Origin of the sequence: Acinetobacter sp. SA01 (genome assembly GCF_011319235.1) — a bacterium.
Taxonomy (GTDB): domain Bacteria; phylum Pseudomonadota; class Gammaproteobacteria; order Pseudomonadales; family Moraxellaceae; genus Acinetobacter.
This window is the reverse complement of record NZ_WXXM01000002.1, coordinates 204472-221363: the sequence shown is the minus strand read 5'-3', so window position 1 is coordinate 221363 and position 16892 is coordinate 204472. Positions and strand designations below refer to the sequence as shown.

20 protein-coding genes are annotated in these 16892 nt (G+C 40.8%); 8 read left to right on the top strand and 12 right to left on the bottom strand.

Features of this window, described 5'->3' with window-relative positions:
• Positions 1-13: 13 nt before the first annotated feature.
• Positions 14-115, top strand: coding sequence for a cytochrome bd-I oxidase subunit CydX (cydX, locus tag GTU69_RS04085; protein WP_002120988.1), 102 nt, complete (start codon positions 14-16; stop codon positions 113-115).
• 3 nt (positions 116-118) lie between these two features.
• Positions 119-415: a cyd operon YbgE family protein gene (locus tag GTU69_RS04080; protein WP_086196312.1), complete on the top strand. Its 297-nt coding sequence runs from the start codon at positions 119-121 to the stop codon at positions 413-415.
• Between the two features lie 46 nt (positions 416-461).
• On the opposite strand, the gene GTU69_RS04075 is transcribed toward GTU69_RS04080, so the two are convergent.
• From GTU69_RS04075 to GTU69_RS04040, 8 genes are all read right to left on the bottom strand, one after another.
• On the bottom strand, positions 462-926 hold the full coding sequence (locus GTU69_RS04075; protein ID WP_166168398.1) for a hypothetical protein: 465 nt from the start codon (positions 924-926) through the stop codon (positions 462-464).
• 12 nt (positions 927-938) lie between these two features.
• Positions 939-1136: a hypothetical protein gene (locus GTU69_RS04070; RefSeq protein ID WP_166168395.1), complete on the bottom strand. Its 198-nt coding sequence runs from the start codon at positions 1134-1136 to the stop codon at positions 939-941.
• Between the two features lie 61 nt (positions 1137-1197).
• Positions 1198-2334 carry a rod shape-determining protein RodA gene (gene rodA, locus GTU69_RS04065; RefSeq protein WP_166168392.1) on the bottom strand — a complete coding sequence of 379 codons (1137 nt, stop codon included), beginning with the start codon at positions 2332-2334 and terminating at the stop codon, positions 1198-1200.
• Positions 2335-2436: 102 nt separating this feature from the next.
• On the bottom strand, positions 2437-3135 hold the full coding sequence (gene ispD / locus GTU69_RS04060; RefSeq protein WP_166168389.1) for a 2-C-methyl-D-erythritol 4-phosphate cytidylyltransferase: 699 nt from the start codon (positions 3133-3135) through the stop codon (positions 2437-2439).
• On the bottom strand, positions 3125-3529 hold the full coding sequence (locus tag GTU69_RS04055) for a septum formation initiator family protein (protein WP_180043436.1): 405 nt from the start codon (positions 3527-3529) through the stop codon (positions 3125-3127). Before GTU69_RS04055 ends, ispD begins: the two co-directional genes overlap by 11 nt.
• 9 nt (positions 3530-3538) lie before the next feature.
• On the bottom strand, positions 3539-4828 hold the full coding sequence (gene eno, locus GTU69_RS04050) for a phosphopyruvate hydratase (protein WP_086196318.1): 1290 nt from the start codon (positions 4826-4828) through the stop codon (positions 3539-3541).
• Between the two features lie 60 nt (positions 4829-4888).
• The gene (gene kdsA, locus GTU69_RS04045; RefSeq protein ID WP_166168386.1) at positions 4889-5746 is read right to left on the bottom strand and encodes a 3-deoxy-8-phosphooctulonate synthase; all 858 of its coding nucleotides are present in this window, start codon (positions 5744-5746) and stop codon (positions 4889-4891) included.
• Between the two features lie 32 nt (positions 5747-5778).
• Positions 5779-7419: a CTP synthase gene (locus GTU69_RS04040; protein WP_166168383.1), complete on the bottom strand. Its 1641-nt coding sequence runs from the start codon at positions 7417-7419 to the stop codon at positions 5779-5781.
• Between the two features lie 226 nt (positions 7420-7645).
• Here GTU69_RS04040 and GTU69_RS04035 point away from each other — a divergent pair, with 226 nt between their 5' ends.
• The 3 genes from GTU69_RS04035 to GTU69_RS04025 all read left to right on the top strand — a co-directional run bounded on the left by GTU69_RS04035 (position 7646) and on the right by GTU69_RS04025 (position 9423).
• Positions 7646-8056 (top strand): internalin, encoded by a 411-nt coding sequence (locus GTU69_RS04035; protein ID WP_166168380.1) that lies wholly within the window; start codon positions 7646-7648, stop codon positions 8054-8056.
• A 264-nt stretch (positions 8057-8320) separates the two neighbouring features.
• Entirely contained in the window at positions 8321-8797 is a 477-nt protein-coding gene (locus GTU69_RS04030; protein WP_166168377.1) for a CinA family protein, read from the top strand.
• A gap of 2 nt (positions 8798-8799) precedes the next feature.
• Entirely contained in the window at positions 8800-9423 is a 624-nt protein-coding gene (locus GTU69_RS04025) for an aminotransferase (RefSeq protein ID WP_166168374.1), read from the top strand.
• 33 nt (positions 9424-9456) lie between these two features.
• On the opposite strand, the gene prpC is transcribed toward GTU69_RS04025, so the two are convergent.
• Positions 9457-10593, bottom strand: coding sequence for a 2-methylcitrate synthase (prpC, locus tag GTU69_RS04020; RefSeq protein WP_166168371.1), 1137 nt, complete (start codon positions 10591-10593; stop codon positions 9457-9459).
• Positions 10594-10630: 37 nt separating this feature from the next.
• On the bottom strand, positions 10631-11506 hold the full coding sequence (gene prpB / locus GTU69_RS04015) for a methylisocitrate lyase (RefSeq protein WP_086174234.1): 876 nt from the start codon (positions 11504-11506) through the stop codon (positions 10631-10633).
• A 335-nt stretch (positions 11507-11841) separates the two neighbouring features.
• Here prpB and GTU69_RS04010 point away from each other — a divergent pair, with 335 nt between their 5' ends.
• The 3 genes from GTU69_RS04010 to GTU69_RS04000 all read left to right on the top strand — a co-directional run bounded on the left by GTU69_RS04010 (position 11842) and on the right by GTU69_RS04000 (position 14098).
• A complete protein-coding gene (locus GTU69_RS04010) occupies positions 11842-12492 on the top strand; it encodes a TetR/AcrR family transcriptional regulator (protein ID WP_086196325.1) in 651 nt (216 codons plus the stop codon).
• Between the two features lie 114 nt (positions 12493-12606).
• Positions 12607-13527, top strand: coding sequence for an ornithine carbamoyltransferase (gene argF, locus GTU69_RS04005; RefSeq protein ID WP_166168368.1), 921 nt, complete (start codon positions 12607-12609; stop codon positions 13525-13527).
• A gap of 100 nt (positions 13528-13627) precedes the next feature.
• Entirely contained in the window at positions 13628-14098 is a 471-nt protein-coding gene (locus GTU69_RS04000; RefSeq protein ID WP_166168365.1) for a hypothetical protein, read from the top strand.
• A 25-nt stretch (positions 14099-14123) separates the two neighbouring features.
• On the opposite strand, the gene GTU69_RS03995 is transcribed toward GTU69_RS04000, so the two are convergent.
• Both GTU69_RS03995 and clpA read right to left on the bottom strand, forming a co-directional pair.
• Positions 14124-14477: a YnfA family protein gene (locus tag GTU69_RS03995; protein WP_166168362.1), complete on the bottom strand. Its 354-nt coding sequence runs from the start codon at positions 14475-14477 to the stop codon at positions 14124-14126.
• A 133-nt stretch (positions 14478-14610) separates the two neighbouring features.
• Positions 14611-16887 (bottom strand): ATP-dependent Clp protease ATP-binding subunit ClpA, encoded by a 2277-nt coding sequence (gene clpA / locus GTU69_RS03990; RefSeq protein WP_166168359.1) that lies wholly within the window; start codon positions 16885-16887, stop codon positions 14611-14613.
• Positions 16888-16892: the final 5 nt, after the last annotated feature.

Sequence of the window (16892 nt, the reverse complement as noted above, 5' to 3'; positions counted from 1 at the left end):
AGGAGATAAAATTATGTGGTATTTCGCATGGATTCTCGGGATTTTAATGGCGTGCTTTGCAGGCGTATTAAGTGCCCTTTATATCGAACATCATCAAGATTTGGATGAGGAATAAAACATGACAGAGATCGCAATGACAGCAGAAGGAAGCAAGCCAAATAAATTTGTAATGGCCATTTCATTTTTGATGGCATTGCCTCTTGCTACGGTGTTGCTAATTCACCCAGCCCTCATGCTCGATGCCAATGGTCACTATAATCATAGAGCCTTGATGATGATCATGATTGGCATTTCAGGTGGATTTATTTACGGCGTAGGATTTCTGCCTAAGTTTTGGCTGTGGAAATGGCTATTTAGTCCATATATCGCATGGCCATTGATGATCTGGGGTTATTACACCTGGTTCCTCACCTAATTCTTTAAACGTTCTAAAAAGCCCAGATTTGTGGGCTTTTTTACATCTACTTATAACGCGCTAAAATCTTTTCCCGCTCTTCTTTCGATATATCCTCAGGCAACATAAAACATTCACGATACTTTTGAAGAAAAATCTGAATAAGATTTTGACGATCAGGCAAAGTATGTTTTAAATAAATCTGTGCACTCATCATTGTTAAATTGTTAGATTGCTTAATAATCAATTTTTTGTGTTCATCACCCAAACCAAAGGTGTGACGCAAAAATGTTTGCTTCCCACTATGTACAATTGAATTAAGATAATCCAAAGAGAATAACTTGAACTCTTCGAGTTGAGCGACAATATGCTTGATTTCCTGAATTTCCTTCAAAGCTTCAATCATCGGCGTTGCAGTAAAACGGCTAATACTTTTATGTTCCTTTAAAGTAAGCTGCTCTATTGAATCCAGCACGCCCAACTCACACACTTGCTCATCCGTTGCTACAAATAATATCCAATAAGCACGCACTAAAGATTCAAATTATGTACGAAACAACGCAAGAGCCGATATAAACAGTTCAGTTTCTAATAATGTTTTAACCGCTAATCCATGTTCAATCGATATGTCACAACACTGATATACTAAATCTAGACGTAGCCCGCCATCTACAAATTCAGACTGCGATAATTCTTGATTTAATTCATTAACCATCGTCATTGATTGTTCAAATAAATCCATGTATATTCCCCAAAAACAAAAAAGCCAGATCAAATCTAGCTTTTCAGTATTAATATCAACATCAACGATGGGTATGGATCGACATCACAATCCCCATACTCGCCAGTAACGAAATTACTGCCGAGCCACCATAACTCATCAGTGGCAGAGGATCTCCAGTTACAGGTAAAATTCCGCTCGCCATTCCCGAGTTTAAAAATACAAAGAAAAAGAACGTCAGTCCGATAGCACCCGCATATAAGCGTCCAAAATTATGAAAACTGTTCAAGCCAATCATCAAGCAACGAATAATAATTGCAGCAAACAGACTAAATAATAAAAATACCCCGACAAAGCCATATTCTTCAGCATAGGCCGACATAATGAAGTCGGTATGATGTTCAGGCAAGTAACCCAAATGCGACTGAGTACCGGTCAAATAACCTTTACCGGTTAAACCACCCGAACCGATGGCAATTTTAGACTGGATGATGTTCCAGCCAGCACCCAATGCATCGGACTCAGGATCAAATAAGGTCAAGATACGTTTCTTTTGATAGGTTTGCAGTACAAACATCCATAAAACCGGTGCTGCAACAGCCAAAGCCGTCAGAGCTCCCAGAATCAAACGCCAAGACATGCCACACAGAAACAAGACAAAAACACCGGGAATAATCAGACCAATGTTCAAATCTGGTTGTAGTGCCACCAGTACAAACGGAATCATCATCAGGATGAGTCCAGTCACGATCTGCAAAAACGTAGGTGGAAATACACGACGTGAAAAATACCATGCCATCATCAGCGGCATGGCAAATTTCATGATTTCACTGGGCTGCATACTGCCAATGCCCGGAACGGTCAGCCAGCGCTTTGCCCCCAAACGCGTATCACCAATCACCAGAACCAGCACCAGTAGCACCATGCCCAGCATATAAAAATATGGACTGACCGCCTGATAAACTTTTGGCGGAACCTGAGCACATAAAAACATGAGGATAAAACCGACACCAAAACTGGTCGCCTGACGAATCACCATACTGCTATCTTGCAGGGTTGCGCTATAGACCACCATCAATCCCAATATTGAATTCAATACCAAAAAAGAAAGCAGCCATGGATCCAAGTGTAATTTGGCCCATCTGGATGAGTCATGTTTAATGCTTCTACCATCACGTAAAGAGTGACGTAAAAAACGATACTGGGGGGATGGTATCATTTGAAATATTTGAACAAGCTAGAGACAGCGCAAATTATAAGTTTAAAGTGTTTAAATAACATCATTAAGTCCCATAATTTCTGCATTTTTATCTTGTAGACTTTAAACTGCTTGCTGAGAGGCTAAGATTAAACGTGCCAACTCCAGATCATCGGCATAGGTAATTTTAATATTATCTGATCGACCCTGTACCACTTTTACTGGTTCGCCCACATATTCCAGAGCACTGCCTTCATCGGTAATGGTCATACCATCCTGCAATGCTTTTTCAATGGCATATTTTAAGATACCTAATCTTGAGATTTGAGGTGTCTGAGCTTGCCATAAATGGTCGCGACTAACTGTCTTGGCAATTGTATTTGCCTGTGCAACATATTTTAAGGTGTCACGTACAGGAATCGCCAAAATCGCACTGCAATTTTCCTGAATAGCCGTATTCACTAAACTCTGCAAACAGTCTTGGGTCACACAAGGACGTGCGGCATCATGTACCAATACCCAATCCTCTTCATTTGCAAATGCTTCAATATAGCTTAAGGCATTCAGAACAGAATTGACCCGTTCTGCGCCACCAGGACAAAAATGAGTCTTTTCAGGATTGGATAAAGCTAAGGTTTTTGCAACATCATCCTGTGCCCCAATAGCAAGAACATAACCTGCCAGAGGCAACTGATTCAGACGTGCAACGGTATGCTCAAGTACGGTTAGATCTTGAATCTGTTGATATTGTTTAAGTTCAGTTTTAGAAAAACGACTTCCGGAACCAGCAGCAGGAATAACTGCCCAAATTTTATGGTGCACTTTCTACGGGTGCTCCAGTTTCATTTTCATTGGTTCTTAAATCTGCTTTGGCATTTGGATCAATATAAATAGGCTTATAGTTTGTACTAATAGTACTCATTTGTACAAAAGTTTCATGCGGCTTGATCAAGCCCAAGTCTAAACGCGCATGCTCTTCAATGGCTTCAATACCATTTTTCAAGTCATAAACTTCAGCAGCGAGAACTCGGTTACGTTCTTTAAGTTCCGTATTTAATTCTGTTTGTTGTTGAATTTTTTCAGCCAGTTTTTGATGGTCATGGTAACCACCTTCACCAAACCAGAATAAGTACTGAAACCCTGCGATCAAAATGATCGCAAGGCCCAATAATGCTTTACTCACTTTGGAGTCAAATACATTGAATAGAGATAGCATGATATGTGCTTAGTTCAAACCTTTGAACTCAGCTTTACCGCGATATGCAGCTTTAGTCAATTCTTCGATACGAAGTAATTGGTTATATTTTGCTACACGGTCAGAACGGCAAAGTGAACCTGTCTTGATTTGACCCGCTGCTGTACCTACTGCAAGATCAGCAATAGTCGAATCTTCAGTTTCGCCTGAACGGTGAGAAATTACTGTAGAGTAACCATTTGCTTTCGCAAGATAGATAGCATCTAGAGTTTCAGTCAAGGTACCGATCTGGTTGTATTTGATCAAGATAGAGTTAGCAACTTTCTCGTTGATACCGCGTTGAAGGATTTTTGGATTGGTTACGAATAAATCGTCGCCTACCAACTGGATCTTGTCGCCAAGGATAGAAGTCAGGTAAGACCAGCCTTCCCAGTCAGACTCATCCAGACCATCTTCAATCGAGATGATTGGGTATTGGTTTACAAGACCCGCAAGGTAGTCAGAGAACTGGTTGCTTGTGAATGCTTTGTTGCCTTCGCCAGCAAGAATGTACTGACCATCTTTGTAGAATTCTGAAGATGCACAATCAAGTGCAAGCATAATGTCAGAACCCGCTTTATAACCCGTTTGCTCAATCGCAGAAAGGATTACAGTAATCGCTTCTTCATTTGAACGTAAGTTTGGTGCAAAACCACCTTCATCACCCACCGCAGTATTCAAACCTTGTTTCTTTAAAACTGATTTTAAAGAATGGAAGATTTCAGCACCCGCACGTAACGCTTCAGAGAATGAAGTAAAGCCCACTGGCTCAATCATAAACTCTTGAATGTCAACGTTGTTGTCTGCGTGCGAACCACCATTAAGGATGTTCATCATTGGAACAGGCATAGTTAAAATGCTGTTGTTACGAAGGTCTGCGATGTATTGGAAAAGAGGAATTTTCTTTTCGTCAGCAGCAGCACGTGCAGCAGCCAAAGATACCGCTAGAGTTGCGTTCGCACCTAGTTTTTCTTTGTTTTCTGTACCGTCAAGCGCGATCATTGTGTTATCAATATCTTTTTGTTCAAAGACTGATTTACCCAACAATGCGTCACGAATTACTGTGTTAACGTTGTTAACTGCAGTTTTAACGCCTTTACCCAAGTAACGCGCTTTATCGCCGTCACGAAGTTCTAAAGCTTCACGAGAACCAGTTGAAGCACCAGATGGTGCACATGCACGGCCAACTACGCCAGATGCCAAGATTACGTCTGCTTCGATGGTTGGGTTACCACGAGAGTCCAAAATTTCACGTGCACGAATGTCAACGATTTGACTCATGAACAATTCCTCAGTTGATGAATAACGCGATGCTTTAGAAGGCATCAAGGTGTATATGATTTAGTGTGTATCTAACTTTTTGAAACCTTTAACCAAGGTATCCAATTCTTTCAGCTGCGCCAAGAATGGCTCCAGTTGCGACATACGAAGTGCGCAAGGACCATCACATTTAGCATGTTCAGGATCTGGATGAGCTTCAAGGAATAAACCAGCCAGACCAGTGGCCATACCAGCACGAGCCAAAGTGGTAATTTGCGCACGGCGACCACCCGCAGAATCTGCACGCCCACCTGGAGTTTGCAGCGCGTGGGTGACATCAAAGAATACAGGCACATTCATTTCTTTCATGATGTCGAAGCCCAGCATGTCTACAACCAGGTTGTTATAGCCAAATGCTGAACCACGTTCACAAAGAATCAGCTTGTCATTTCCGGCTTCCAGACACTTATGCAAAATATGGCGCATTTCGTGTGGCGCAAGGAATTGTGCTTTTTTGATGTTGATGATGGCATCGGTTTTTGCCATGGCTTCAACCAGATCAGTCTGACGGCTCAAGAATGCTGGAAGCTGGATAATATCCGCAACTTCAGCAACAGGTGCAGCCTGATAAGGTTCATGTACATCAGTAATGATGGGTACATTGAAGTGTTTTTTAATGTCTGCTAACCACTCGATCCCTTTTTCCAAGCCTGGGCCACGGAAAGAGTTCAAGCTTGAACGGTTGGCTTTATCAAAACTTGCTTTAAATACGTAAGGAATTTCCAGACGTTTGCAGATATCAACATAAGTTTCTGCAATTTCAAAAGCAAGGTCTTTTGACTCAAGTACATTCATTCCGCCGAATAATACAAATGGCAAGTGATTTGCCATTTGTATATCGCCTAAACGTACAATTTCTTGTGGTTTTAAGTGCGACATTTAAACTTTCCTAGTTTAGTCTTGCCCAGCCATTATTTGGTTTTTTGGTACTGTTTTTTCGCAGCATCAATAAAGCTGGCAAATAATGGATGCCCATCACGTGGTGAACTTGTAAATTCCGGGTGGAATTGTACAGCAATAAACCAAGGATGTTGAGGAATTTCAACTGTTTCTACCAAATGTTGTACTGGTGAATAACCTGAAATCTTCAGACCTTTCTCTTCTAGGACAGGAATGAAACGGTTGTTCATTTCGTAACGGTGACGGTGACGTTCAATAATTTCTGTAGAACCATAAACTTCTGCAGTCTTCGTGCCCGCAACCAGTTCAGATTTTTGTGCACCTAGACGCATGGTTCCGCCCAAGTCAGAGTCAACAGAACGCTGTTGAACTTCACCACGCTCATCCAGCCATTCAGTAATCAGACCAATTAAAGGTGATTTGGTTGAACGGTTGAATTCTGTGGAAGATGCATCCGTGATACCCGCTACGTTACGTGCGTATTCGATCACTGCCAACTGCATACCTAAACAGATACCCAGGAATGGCACACCGTTTTCACGTGCATATTTGATTGCCAGCATTTTGCCTTCAGTGCCACGCTCACCAAAACCGCCCGGAACCAGAATGGCATCCGCATCTTTAAGCGCTTCATTCACATCTTGGCTTTCAAGATCTTCAGCATTGACATAGTCAATTTGGACTTTAACGCGGTTTTTAATGCCCGCATGAAGAAGTGCTTCGTTTACAGATTTATATGCATCTGGAAGCTCAACATATTTACCCACCATGGCAACACGAACTGTGTATTCAGGGTTTAATAAGGCTTCTACGACATTGTCCCAGTCTGAAAGATCCGCTTCAGGCAGGTCGTTATAACCAAAACGTTCACAAATTAAATCGTCAACATCCTGTTCATAGAAAGTACGCGGGATTTGATAAATAGTACGTGCATCTTTACAGACCACAACCGCACGCGCCTCCACGTTAGTGAATAGTGCAATTTTGCGGGTTGTGTCTGCATCAACATCATGCTCAGTACGGCAGATTAAAATATCTGGTTGAATACCAATCGATAACAACTCTTTCACAGAGTGCTGAGTCGGTTTGGTTTTCAGTTCTGCTGCTGACTTGATATATGGAAGTAAAGTCAAGTGCATCAACATGGTACGTTTATGACCAAGCTCTACCATTAACTGACGTACAGATTCCATGAACGGGAGAGATTCGATGTCACCTACTGTTCCGCCAATTTCCACAATTGCGACGTCATAGCCTTCGCCAGCGCGAAGAACACGTTCTTTAATATTATCAGTAATATGTGGAATAACCTGAACAGTACCCCCCAGATAGTCACCACGGCGTTCTTTATTTAAAACATCCTGATAAACACGACCTGATGTGAAGTTGTTCAGTTTGGTCATTTTCGCACGACGTAAGAAACGTTCGTAATAACCCAAGTCTAAGTCAGTTTCAGCACCATCCTCTGTGACAAAAACTTCACCGTGTTGGAACGGACTCATCGTTCCTGGATCGACATTAATGTATGGATCCATTTTGACCATGGTCACTTTTAAACCACGGGCTTCTAAAAGCGCAGCCACAGATGCAGCTGAAATACCTTTACCTAGTGATGATACAACACCACCAGTAACGAAAATAAAATGGGTCATTAAGTTTCTCGTACAATGGAGCCTAAATTGGCCTACAATGTTGTGCGATTTTACTTTACTCTGTACCAATAAAGCAAAGTCATTCCGCATCAATTCATAGAACAATAAACAATTGGTTATTCTATCAGCATTTCCGATAAAAAATTAGGGTAAGCTGATAGGATTTTTATATTCATATTTGCTGTTATAATGGCAACATCCAATTAATGCTTTATTTTGTGCGATTATGAATAACAAACTTTTACTTTGTGGTGCTATTGCAGCAAGTTTACTTTTAACAGCATGTGTAAAAAAAGAAACTCCAAAAGAAGATGAGCAAGAACAGGTTGAAACAACGGAACAAGTAAATCAGCCTGCAGAAGCTGTACCTTTGGAAGCTATGGAAGATAACAACGCTCAAGCTCCAGCCCAGGTAGAAGTTGAACGTGAAGAAACGCCAAATACAACTACAGTCATTCGTCGTGAAGTGCGTGAAGCTCCTCAACAGACTACAACTGAAACTGCTCAAGCTGAAGCACCCAAAGCTCAACCAAAACCAGCTTCAGAAGCCCCCGCCAAATCAAATAATGAAGCTCAGTCTGAAGATGATGCCGTAGCTGCGGCAATTGCTGCTGCAACACCTGCGTTGGATCAATAAATTCAGTCAGTTTCAAAGACCCGTCTTTATGACGGGTTTTTTATTGTGGTTTGTTTACCAGAGATCGAAAATAATTTATAGATTCTAAATAAACTTTTTATTTAAAAACAATCGAGATAAAGTTAAGCACAAAGAACATCGATTTAAAAAACACGAACCGAAAAATGAAAAACTGATTTTTTTGTCTTTCACCATATTTTTGAGTGAAGTCTACCCAAGATAAAAAAATTTGAACGAATAGTATTGATTTTGAGACACAAACCCATGCTAAAACAATGTTGTGATTTGCTCGAAACACATCAGTTAAAAATTGCTTTCATTGAAAGTGCCAGTTCTGGCTATCTTTCCAGTCAGTTTTCTATTTGCAAAAACAGTGGCGCAGAGATTTTACTGGGTGGGCTAGTCAGTTATGATCCCTCAATCAAGATCAATATCCTGCATATTGATGCCAAGCTTATAGAAAAATATACTGCCGAGTCTGCTGAAGTTACAGAAGCGATGGCGATACAGGGCAAAAAGTTATTTACCCATGCGGATTTTGTGGTGGCCTGTACCGGTTTACTGAAACCGGGTGGTAGTGCAACAGAAAATAAACCTGAAGGCACATTTTTCACCTCAATTTTATATTTAAATAAAATACATAATTTTCAATATTTTATTGAGGGTACAGCATTAAAACGCCTGGATGTTTTAACTCAATATATTGCAGATGAAGTCACCCAACTCATTCAGGGAGTTTAAGGGTGTTTAACAGTAAAACTTTCACATTTAGTCTGATACTACTGCCCTGCACCTGTTTTGCAACCGTAGGTGGCCCTCAAAATATCGAAGTTTTGGGATATGAAGGCAAAGAACAAAAAGTTTATGTACTGAGACAGTATCTTGATGGTCGTGGTCGCCTACCGCAACTTTATTATTATCAATTTAAAAACACCCAACAACCGGCAAAGCTGATTCAGGTGAATTCGCTATATATTAATCCTAAAACCAAGAAAATTGATTATGACCAAGATAGTCGGCAGTTCGATAAGGAAATAGTAAAAATTAAAAAGCGGCTTAACCCTCTTGCACCACTACCTAAATCAAGCATCAAGATTCAGGTGTTAAAGAAAATTACCTCTAAAGAAAAGTCTTGGTATGACCCGAAAGAATATATTCCGAAATATACTTATACATACCAACTCAGCAGTAAAAACTTGAAAAGCCAGATCCATCAGGCAATCGATTATCGCCACGGATTAAGCATATCCCAAGCTTATAAGATTCCCCGGCAACAGAAAATTCTAGCGGTGGTTAAGTACCTAGGCATTCCTTTTGAAACAGGTTACACCATTGAAGATCCGGTTTTACTGACTGCAAAAAAATAAAGCCTCCGAAGAGGCTTTATTCATGCTTTTATCTTAAGCTGCAGTACGCTCTGCAATTGGAACCACTTTACGCAGTTCAGGGCCGGTATAATCCGCACTTGGACGGATAATACGGTTGTCTGCACGCTGTTCCATTACATGTGCTGCCCAGCCTGTTACACGGCTCATCACAAAGATTGGCGTGAACAGTTTGGTTGCAATTCCCATGAAGTGATAAGCAGATGCATGGAAGAAGTCTGCATTACAGAACAATTTCTTCTCGCGCCACATCACCTCTTCACAGCGTACTGATACCGGATAAAGCACGGTATCACCGACATCTTGAGCTAAACGCTCAGACCAGATCTTGATGATGCCATTACGCGGGTCATTGTCTTTATAGATGGCATGACCAAAGCCCATGATCTTTTCTTTACGCTCCAGCTTGCCCAGCATTTCGCGTTCAGCTTCTTCTGCAGAAGTCCAGTTTTCAATCATTTCCATCGCTGCTTCGTTGGCACCACCGTGTAATGGACCACGAAGTGAACCAATAGCACCAGTAATACAAGAGTGCATATCAGACAAGGTAGATGCACACACACGCGCAGTAAATGTAGATGCGTTGAATTCATGCTCTGCATAAAGAATCAACGATACATTCATTACCTGTTCATGCAACTCATTCGGTTTTTCACCACGCAGTAAATGCAGGAATTGTGCACCGATTGAATCATCATCAGTATTTTCTTCAATGCGCACACCATCATGGCTATAACGATACCAATAGCAGATGATTGCAGGTAAAGTCGCCAAAATACGGTCGGCAACATCTTGCTGCTCATCAAAAGATTTTTCAGTTTCCAAGTTACCCAGCATGGACACACCGGTACGCATCACATCCATCGGATGCGAATCTGCCGGAATGCGTTCCAACACTTCTTTCAACGCTTGTGGAAGCTGACGTAAAGATTTCAATTTGGCCTTATAAGCCGCAAGCTGTTCAGTCGTTGGCAATTCACCAAAGAAGATAAGATAAGCCACTTCTTCAAATTGGCAATTTTCCGCCAGATCCTGCACATCATAACCACGATAGGTTAAGCCTGCGCCACTCTTACCAACAGTAGAAAGTGCGGTTTTACCTGCAACCTGTCCACGTAATCCTGCACCTGTCAGTACTTTTCCTTCAGCCATTTTTAATTCTCCATTTTGAATTATTTATTTAAAAAATTTATTTAAACAATTTATCTAAAGTGTTCTCAAACGTATGATAATCAAGAAACTCGTAAAGTTCTTTACGCTGTTGCATCTTGTCCAATACATTCACTTGCGTACCGTTTTCACGGATAGAACGCATCACTTCCAATGCAGCTTTCTGCATTGCACGTGTCGCAGAAAGCGGATAAAGCACCATACGAATACCTTGTTCACCCAACTCGTCTACGGTGTAATAAGGCGTATCACCAAATTCGGTAATATTTGCCAATACAGGCACACCTACAGCATCACACACTGTACGATACATGGTAATGTCAGTCATCGCTTCAGCAAAGATCGCATCCGCACCAGCTTCAACACATGCACATGCACGGTCAATCACCGCTTGTAAACCTTCTTTTTGCAAGGCATCGGTACGCGCCATCACCACAAAGTTTGAATCAGTCTTGGCATCCACCGCTGCTTTAATACGGTCAACCATTTCCTGCTGGGTCACAATTTCCTTGTTTGGACGGTGACCACAACGCTTTTGTGCAACCTGATCTTCAATATGAACGGCTGCAGCACCAGCTGCAATCATCTGTTTAACAGTACGGGCGATATTAAATGCTCCGCCCCATCCCGTATCAATATCTACAAGTAAAGGCGTATCGACACGCTCAGTGATACGACGTACATCTTCCAGAACATTGTCCAAACTGGTCATACCCAAGTCAGGCAATCCGTAAGAATAGTTGGCAACTCCTGCGCCCGATACATAAATGGCTTTATAACCCACTTCTTTCGCCATCATGGCTGCATAGGCATTCACTGTGCCGATAATTTGTAATGGCTTTTCAACTTCCAGTGCTTGTCTAAATCTTAAGCCTGCAGACATTTGTTGTGTCATCTTCCTTTCCACAGTTTCACTTTATTTATCGAAGTTTGAGTATATCCATAAACCCCTGTTTGGCCATGACTCTTTAGAATTTTTACTCTATAACTTTAGTCAAATAATTCTCAAATTTATTGCACAATAAATTTTCGTGATATTAGATATTATTTATTTTTGATAAACACAGCTTTTTTGTACGCTAAATAAGCTAAATTTGAGCTATTTTCTGAAAAATGACTTTTTCAGTTCAAATCATGCCGTACGCGAGTACACTTCTACACAGCACGCTGTACATATATTTGTTATAATAACAATCTCCCTCCTATTTAATTGTTAGTTTTTTATCCAATATGCATAAAATCGCCCATTTAGCTCCTTTAGGTAAAGATATACCACCAACCAAGCGTGGTCATGAGCGATGTGTGGCATTATTAGTCAGTGCAACCGACCTGTTTTTAGAACGTGGTTACGATGCCGTATCACTGGATGATATTGTGCAACACGCAGGCGGATCTAAGGCTTCAATCTATAAATACTTTGGCAATAAAGAAGGCTTATTCAAAGCAATTTGTGATTATCGTCGGGAACAATTTTTTAAAGATATCTGCATCCCTTTTGAACACGGTAAAGATGATCTTCGTGTCTATTTAATCCAGACCCTGATAAATGTTAAGCAACACTTAATGCTTCCAGAAAATGTAGCCTTCCTTCGTTTAATTATTGAACAGACACAGCGCAGCCCACAGCTTGCTCTTTACATTCACGAACAGGGTCCAAAGCATATTCAAATCGCCATAGCCAATGCGCTAACCAAAGCCGATGAAATCGGGATTATTCACTGTAAACAACCGATTTATTCTGCTCAACTGTATTTTGGCATTATCCGCAATATTGAATGGTGCGTACTTATGGGTGTGCCAATCCGTGAAAATGATCAAGAAACCATCAATTACATTACTTATTGTGTAGATCGCTTCCTGGAAGGCCATCAACCCCGTTAGATTTTTTGCAATTTGTCTCGCATATAGTATATTAGCCGATTCCGTATTTTTTTCTTAACCAACCAACAACTAATTACTGATAATTTATTTTCAGCGGTTATTGTGGAGTAAATGATGGCTCTCCGTCACTTTCTAACTTTACGTGATTTATCGACTTTAGAACTTAACCAAATTTTGCAACGCGGGATCGAACTCAAGCGTAAGCAGCATAACAATGAAGTTTTCCAACCTTTCGTTGGTAAAGTCATGGGTATGATTTTTGAAAAATCGAGTACTCGTACACGTGTTTCGTTTGAAGCTGGCATGAGTCAATTCGGTGGTAGCGCAATCTTTCTTTCTTCACGTGACTCCCAACTTGGTCGCGGTGAGCCAGTTGAAGATTCAGCACGCGTAATATCAAGCATGCTGGATATCGTAATGATCCGTACTTTCGGCCATGATATCGTTGAGCGTTTTGCTTCTTATTCAAAAGTACCTGTAATCAATGCATTAACAGATGATCACCACCCTTGCCAACTATTGGCTGACATGCAAACTTACCTGGAACACCGTGGTTCAATTGAAGGTAAAACCGTTGCCTGGATTGGTGATGGCAACAATATGTGCAACTCTTATATTGAAGCTGCACACATGTGGGGCTTTAAATTAAAAATTGCTGCACCTAAAGGCTATGAACCACAAGAAAAATTTCTGACTGAGTTTGCTCATTGCGTCGAACTTGTCGATTCAGCTGAAGATGCTGCGGTAAATGCCGATCTGATTGTGACTGATGTCTGGGCAAGCATGGGACAGGAAGAAGAGCAAAAAATCCGTGAACAAGCCTTTGCTGATTATCAGGTCAATGAACGTTTAATGAATCTTGCTCACCCAGATTGCTTATTCATGCACTGCTTGCCAGCTCACCGTGGCGAAGAAATCTCAGAAAACATGCTTGATCACAAAAATGCTGTGGTTTGGGATGAAGCTGAAAACCGCCTGCATGCACAAAAAGCACTGGTTGAATTCTTAATTAATGAAAATTTAAAGAAAGATTAAATTTTCAGCCTCAAGTTTTCTAAAAAAGTACCTTCGGGTGCTTTTTTTATGCCTATAAATTGTTTAATTTAAATCATAAGTATTCTCAGTGATGATGATCATGCCATTTAAAACAATATTTTTATATTTAAGCACTTTTCTTATATTTAATACCGCACACGCCAAAGCCACCGAACTCGATCAATATTTTGTTAAAAAGCAAATTCTGGATTCATCTTATAAAATTAAAGACCATAAAGCGCTGAATGAGATTTTAGATGTCATCAGTGATGAAGATTCGCGCACATTACCTTTCCAGATCGATCAAAACATGCTGATGGAAAAATACCAAATGGGCGCGAATGGGGTAAAAATTGAAGGCATTATCACCACGCCTGATTTTACCCAGTTTGCCCAAGATGTTGGTGACAAGGAAGTCAAAAAACTGCTGAGAAAAAATATTTTACAGAACTGCAACTTGTTGTTTGAAAATGAATTTCAACGTGTAAATCCCTATCATGTTGAATTAAAGCTGTCATCCGAAAGTAAAAACTATGACTTTAAGATTAAGAACAGTGAATGTTCTTTTTAAAAAGCCGTCTGATACGTTAGGCTAACTAACGTATCAAACCTTGTGGTTGTAAAATAATAATGATTGCCCCAATCATCACTACAATTCCGCCCAGTAAATCCCAGCGACTTAATGCCACCTGATCAACAAATCTTAACCACATCAGTGCGGTAAAAATATAAATTCCGCCATAGGCTGCGTAAATTCGTCCCGATGCAGCAGGATGTAGAGTGAGTAACCAGACGAATGCAGCCAATGCCAGGACCGCTGGAATCCAAAACCACTGAGTTTTTCCCTGATTTAAAATAAGATAGGGAAAATAACACCCCAGAATTTCCATCACAGCAGTGACAAGAAATAAAAAGACCGTGTTTAAAACTTTGGTAATTTGAATATCCATAAATTAAAGGTCACATCCGATTTCATTTTTCTAAAGATTTTAAAAATTATAATTGAGGTCAAACACAAAAAATTTAGATTGAAGCAAATAAAAAACCCGTGCGAACACGGGTTTATTTATGACTGATTTTTAATTACGCAGGTTCTGCAGTCTGATCTTCAAACACTTCCAGTTTAAGACCTACTGCTTTGCCATTCTCTTTCTTCACTGAAACTGCAACATTGCCGCCATGTTCTGCCAATTCACCAAAGAGAATCATCTCGGCAAGCGGTTTTTTCAGGTGTTCCTGAATCAGACGCTGCATTGGACGAGCACCCATCAAACGATCATAGCCATTTTCGGCCATCCATTCACGTGCACTTTGATCCACTTCAAGAATGACTTTTTTATCATCCAACTGCGCCTGAAGTTCAGTCAGGAATTTATCCACGACATTTTCAATAATTGTCGTTGGCAATGCTTTGAATTGAATCACACCATCCAGACGGTTACGGAATTCTGGAGAAAATGCGCGTTTCATTGCTTCCTGATTGTCATTACTATTGTCTTGCTCTCTAAAACCAATGCTGACGCGTGAAATACTTTCTGCACCGATATTCGTAGTGAGAACCAGAATCACATTACGGAAATCTGACTTGCGACCATTATTATCTGTTAACGAGCCATGATCCATAATCTGCAATAATAAATTAAACACATCAGGATGCGCTTTTTCAATTTCATCCAACAGCAATACGCAATGTGGATTTTTATGAATGGCATCGGTGAGCAAACCGCCCTGATCAAAACCTACATAACCCGGAGGTGCACCAATTAAACGTGAAACTGCATGACGTTCCATGTATTCCGACATATCGAAACGGACCAGTTCCACACCCAGTAATTTTGCCAACTGTTTGGTGACTTCGGTTTTACCTACCCCGGTTGGGCCTGCAAAAACAAAGCTACCCACAGGTTTCTCCGGTGATTTCAAGCCAGCACGAGACAATTTAATTGCAGAACCAAGTGCTTCAATGGCTTCATCCTGACCAAAGACCACACGTTTAAGATCACGCTCCAGATTTGAAAGCACCGTTTTATCATCTTTCGATACTGTTTTCGGTGGAATACGGGCAATCTTAGAGATGATATCTTCGATATTTTCAACCGTGATTAACGTATCGTCTTGCTCGGCTTTCAAACGGCGCTGAGCACCCGCCTCATCAATTACATCAATGGCTTTATCTGGCAAGAAACGGTCATTAATAAACTTGGCGGATAGCTCTACCGCTGAAACCAATGCCTTATCGTCATATTTGACATGATGAAAATCTTCAAACTTCGATTTCAAGCCACGTAAAATATCAATGGTTTCAGAAATTGAAGGTTCATTGACATCAATTTTCTGAAAACGACGTGACAAGGCATGATCTTTTTCAAAAACTTGGCGATACTCTTGGAACGTGGTTGAACCGATACAACGTAACGAACCATTCGATAAAGCCGGTTTGATTAAGTTTGATGCATCCATGGTACTACCCATGCTTGAACCAGCCCCAATAATCATGTGAATTTCATCAATAAATAACACAGCTTCTGGTTTCTTTTTCAACGCATTCAAGAGTTGTTTCAAGCGTTTTTCAAAGTCACCACGGTACTTGGTTCCAGCAACCAGAGCTCCAATATCCAGACTATATATTTCTGCATGGGCTAATGGCTTCGGTGCTTTACCATTAACAATCAGCCAAGCCAGTCCTTCTGCAATCGAGGTTTTACCAACCCCTGGATCACCAACCAGCAAAGGATTGTTTTTACGGCGACGACATAAAATCTGTGCTGCACGTTCAATTTCTTTTTCACGCCCGATCAAAGGATCGGTTTTACCTTTTTGCGCTTCTGCATTCAAGTTAGTGGTATATAGATCGAGTGGGCCTGCATTTGAAGAACTCGATGTTTCTCCATCCAGCTCTTCCACTTCCTCTTCAGCCTGTACGTCTTCTTTACGTGTACCATGCGATAAATATTGAGTTAATGTTAAACGATTAATTTGATGACGTTTAAGCAAGTAAACCGCAAAAGAATCACGTTCAGAATACATCGCAACAAGAATGTCTGCACCTTCAACAGTTCGATCTCCACCACTTGATTGCACATGGAAAATCGCACGTTGCAGAATACGATCAAAGCTTTCCGTCGGATGTGGTGCCTGATCACTATGTTCGCTTAATTTAGGGGTGTGTTGCTCAACATATTCTTCCAGTTCCTTACGAAGAACGATAATATCCGCACCACACGCTTTAAGCGCATTTACCGCAGAGTCATTATCAAGTAAAGCCAACAATAAATGTTCAACCGTGAGAAACTCATGTCTCTTTTGACGAGCCATGCTTACAGCCAAACGTAAAGATACTTCTAATTGACGACTGAGCATGTAAT

Excerpts from the sequence above, each read along its gene's own strand:
- rodA (WP_166168392.1), bottom strand. The coding sequence starts at position 2,334 with ATGATACCATCCCCCCAGTATCGTTTTTTACGTCACTCTTTACGTGAT.
- GTU69_RS04055 (WP_180043436.1), bottom strand. The coding sequence starts at position 3,529 with ATGCTATCTCTATTCAATGTATTTGACTCCAAAGTGAGTAAAGCATTA.
- GTU69_RS04010 (WP_086196325.1), top strand. The coding sequence starts at position 11,842 with ATGCATAAAATCGCCCATTTAGCTCCTTTAGGTAAAGATATACCACCA.
- GTU69_RS04030 (WP_166168377.1), top strand. The coding sequence starts at position 8,321 with ATGCTAAAACAATGTTGTGATTTGCTCGAAACACATCAGTTAAAAATT.
- argF (WP_166168368.1), top strand. The coding sequence starts at position 12,607 with ATGGCTCTCCGTCACTTTCTAACTTTACGTGATTTATCGACTTTAGAA.
- GTU69_RS04000 (WP_166168365.1), top strand. The coding sequence starts at position 13,628 with ATGCCATTTAAAACAATATTTTTATATTTAAGCACTTTTCTTATATTT.
- GTU69_RS04080 (WP_086196312.1), top strand. The coding sequence starts at position 119 with ATGACAGAGATCGCAATGACAGCAGAAGGAAGCAAGCCAAATAAATTT.
- GTU69_RS04040 (WP_166168383.1), bottom strand. The coding sequence starts at position 7,419 with ATGACCCATTTTATTTTCGTTACTGGTGGTGTTGTATCATCACTAGGT.
- kdsA (WP_166168386.1), bottom strand. The coding sequence starts at position 5,746 with ATGTCGCACTTAAAACCACAAGAAATTGTACGTTTAGGCGATATACAA.
- prpC (WP_166168371.1), bottom strand. The coding sequence starts at position 10,593 with ATGGCTGAAGGAAAAGTACTGACAGGTGCAGGATTACGTGGACAGGTT.
- eno (WP_086196318.1), bottom strand. The coding sequence starts at position 4,828 with ATGAGTCAAATCGTTGACATTCGTGCACGTGAAATTTTGGACTCTCGT.
- cydX (WP_002120988.1), top strand. The coding sequence starts at position 14 with ATGTGGTATTTCGCATGGATTCTCGGGATTTTAATGGCGTGCTTTGCA.
- GTU69_RS04070 (WP_166168395.1), bottom strand. The coding sequence starts at position 1,136 with ATGGATTTATTTGAACAATCAATGACGATGGTTAATGAATTAAATCAA.
- GTU69_RS04035 (WP_166168380.1), top strand. The coding sequence starts at position 7,646 with ATGAATAACAAACTTTTACTTTGTGGTGCTATTGCAGCAAGTTTACTT.
- prpB (WP_086174234.1), bottom strand. The coding sequence starts at position 11,506 with ATGACACAACAAATGTCTGCAGGCTTAAGATTTAGACAAGCACTGGAA.
- clpA (WP_166168359.1), bottom strand. The coding sequence starts at position 16,887 with ATGCTCAGTCGTCAATTAGAAGTATCTTTACGTTTGGCTGTAAGCATG.
- GTU69_RS03995 (WP_166168362.1), bottom strand. The coding sequence starts at position 14,477 with ATGGATATTCAAATTACCAAAGTTTTAAACACGGTCTTTTTATTTCTT.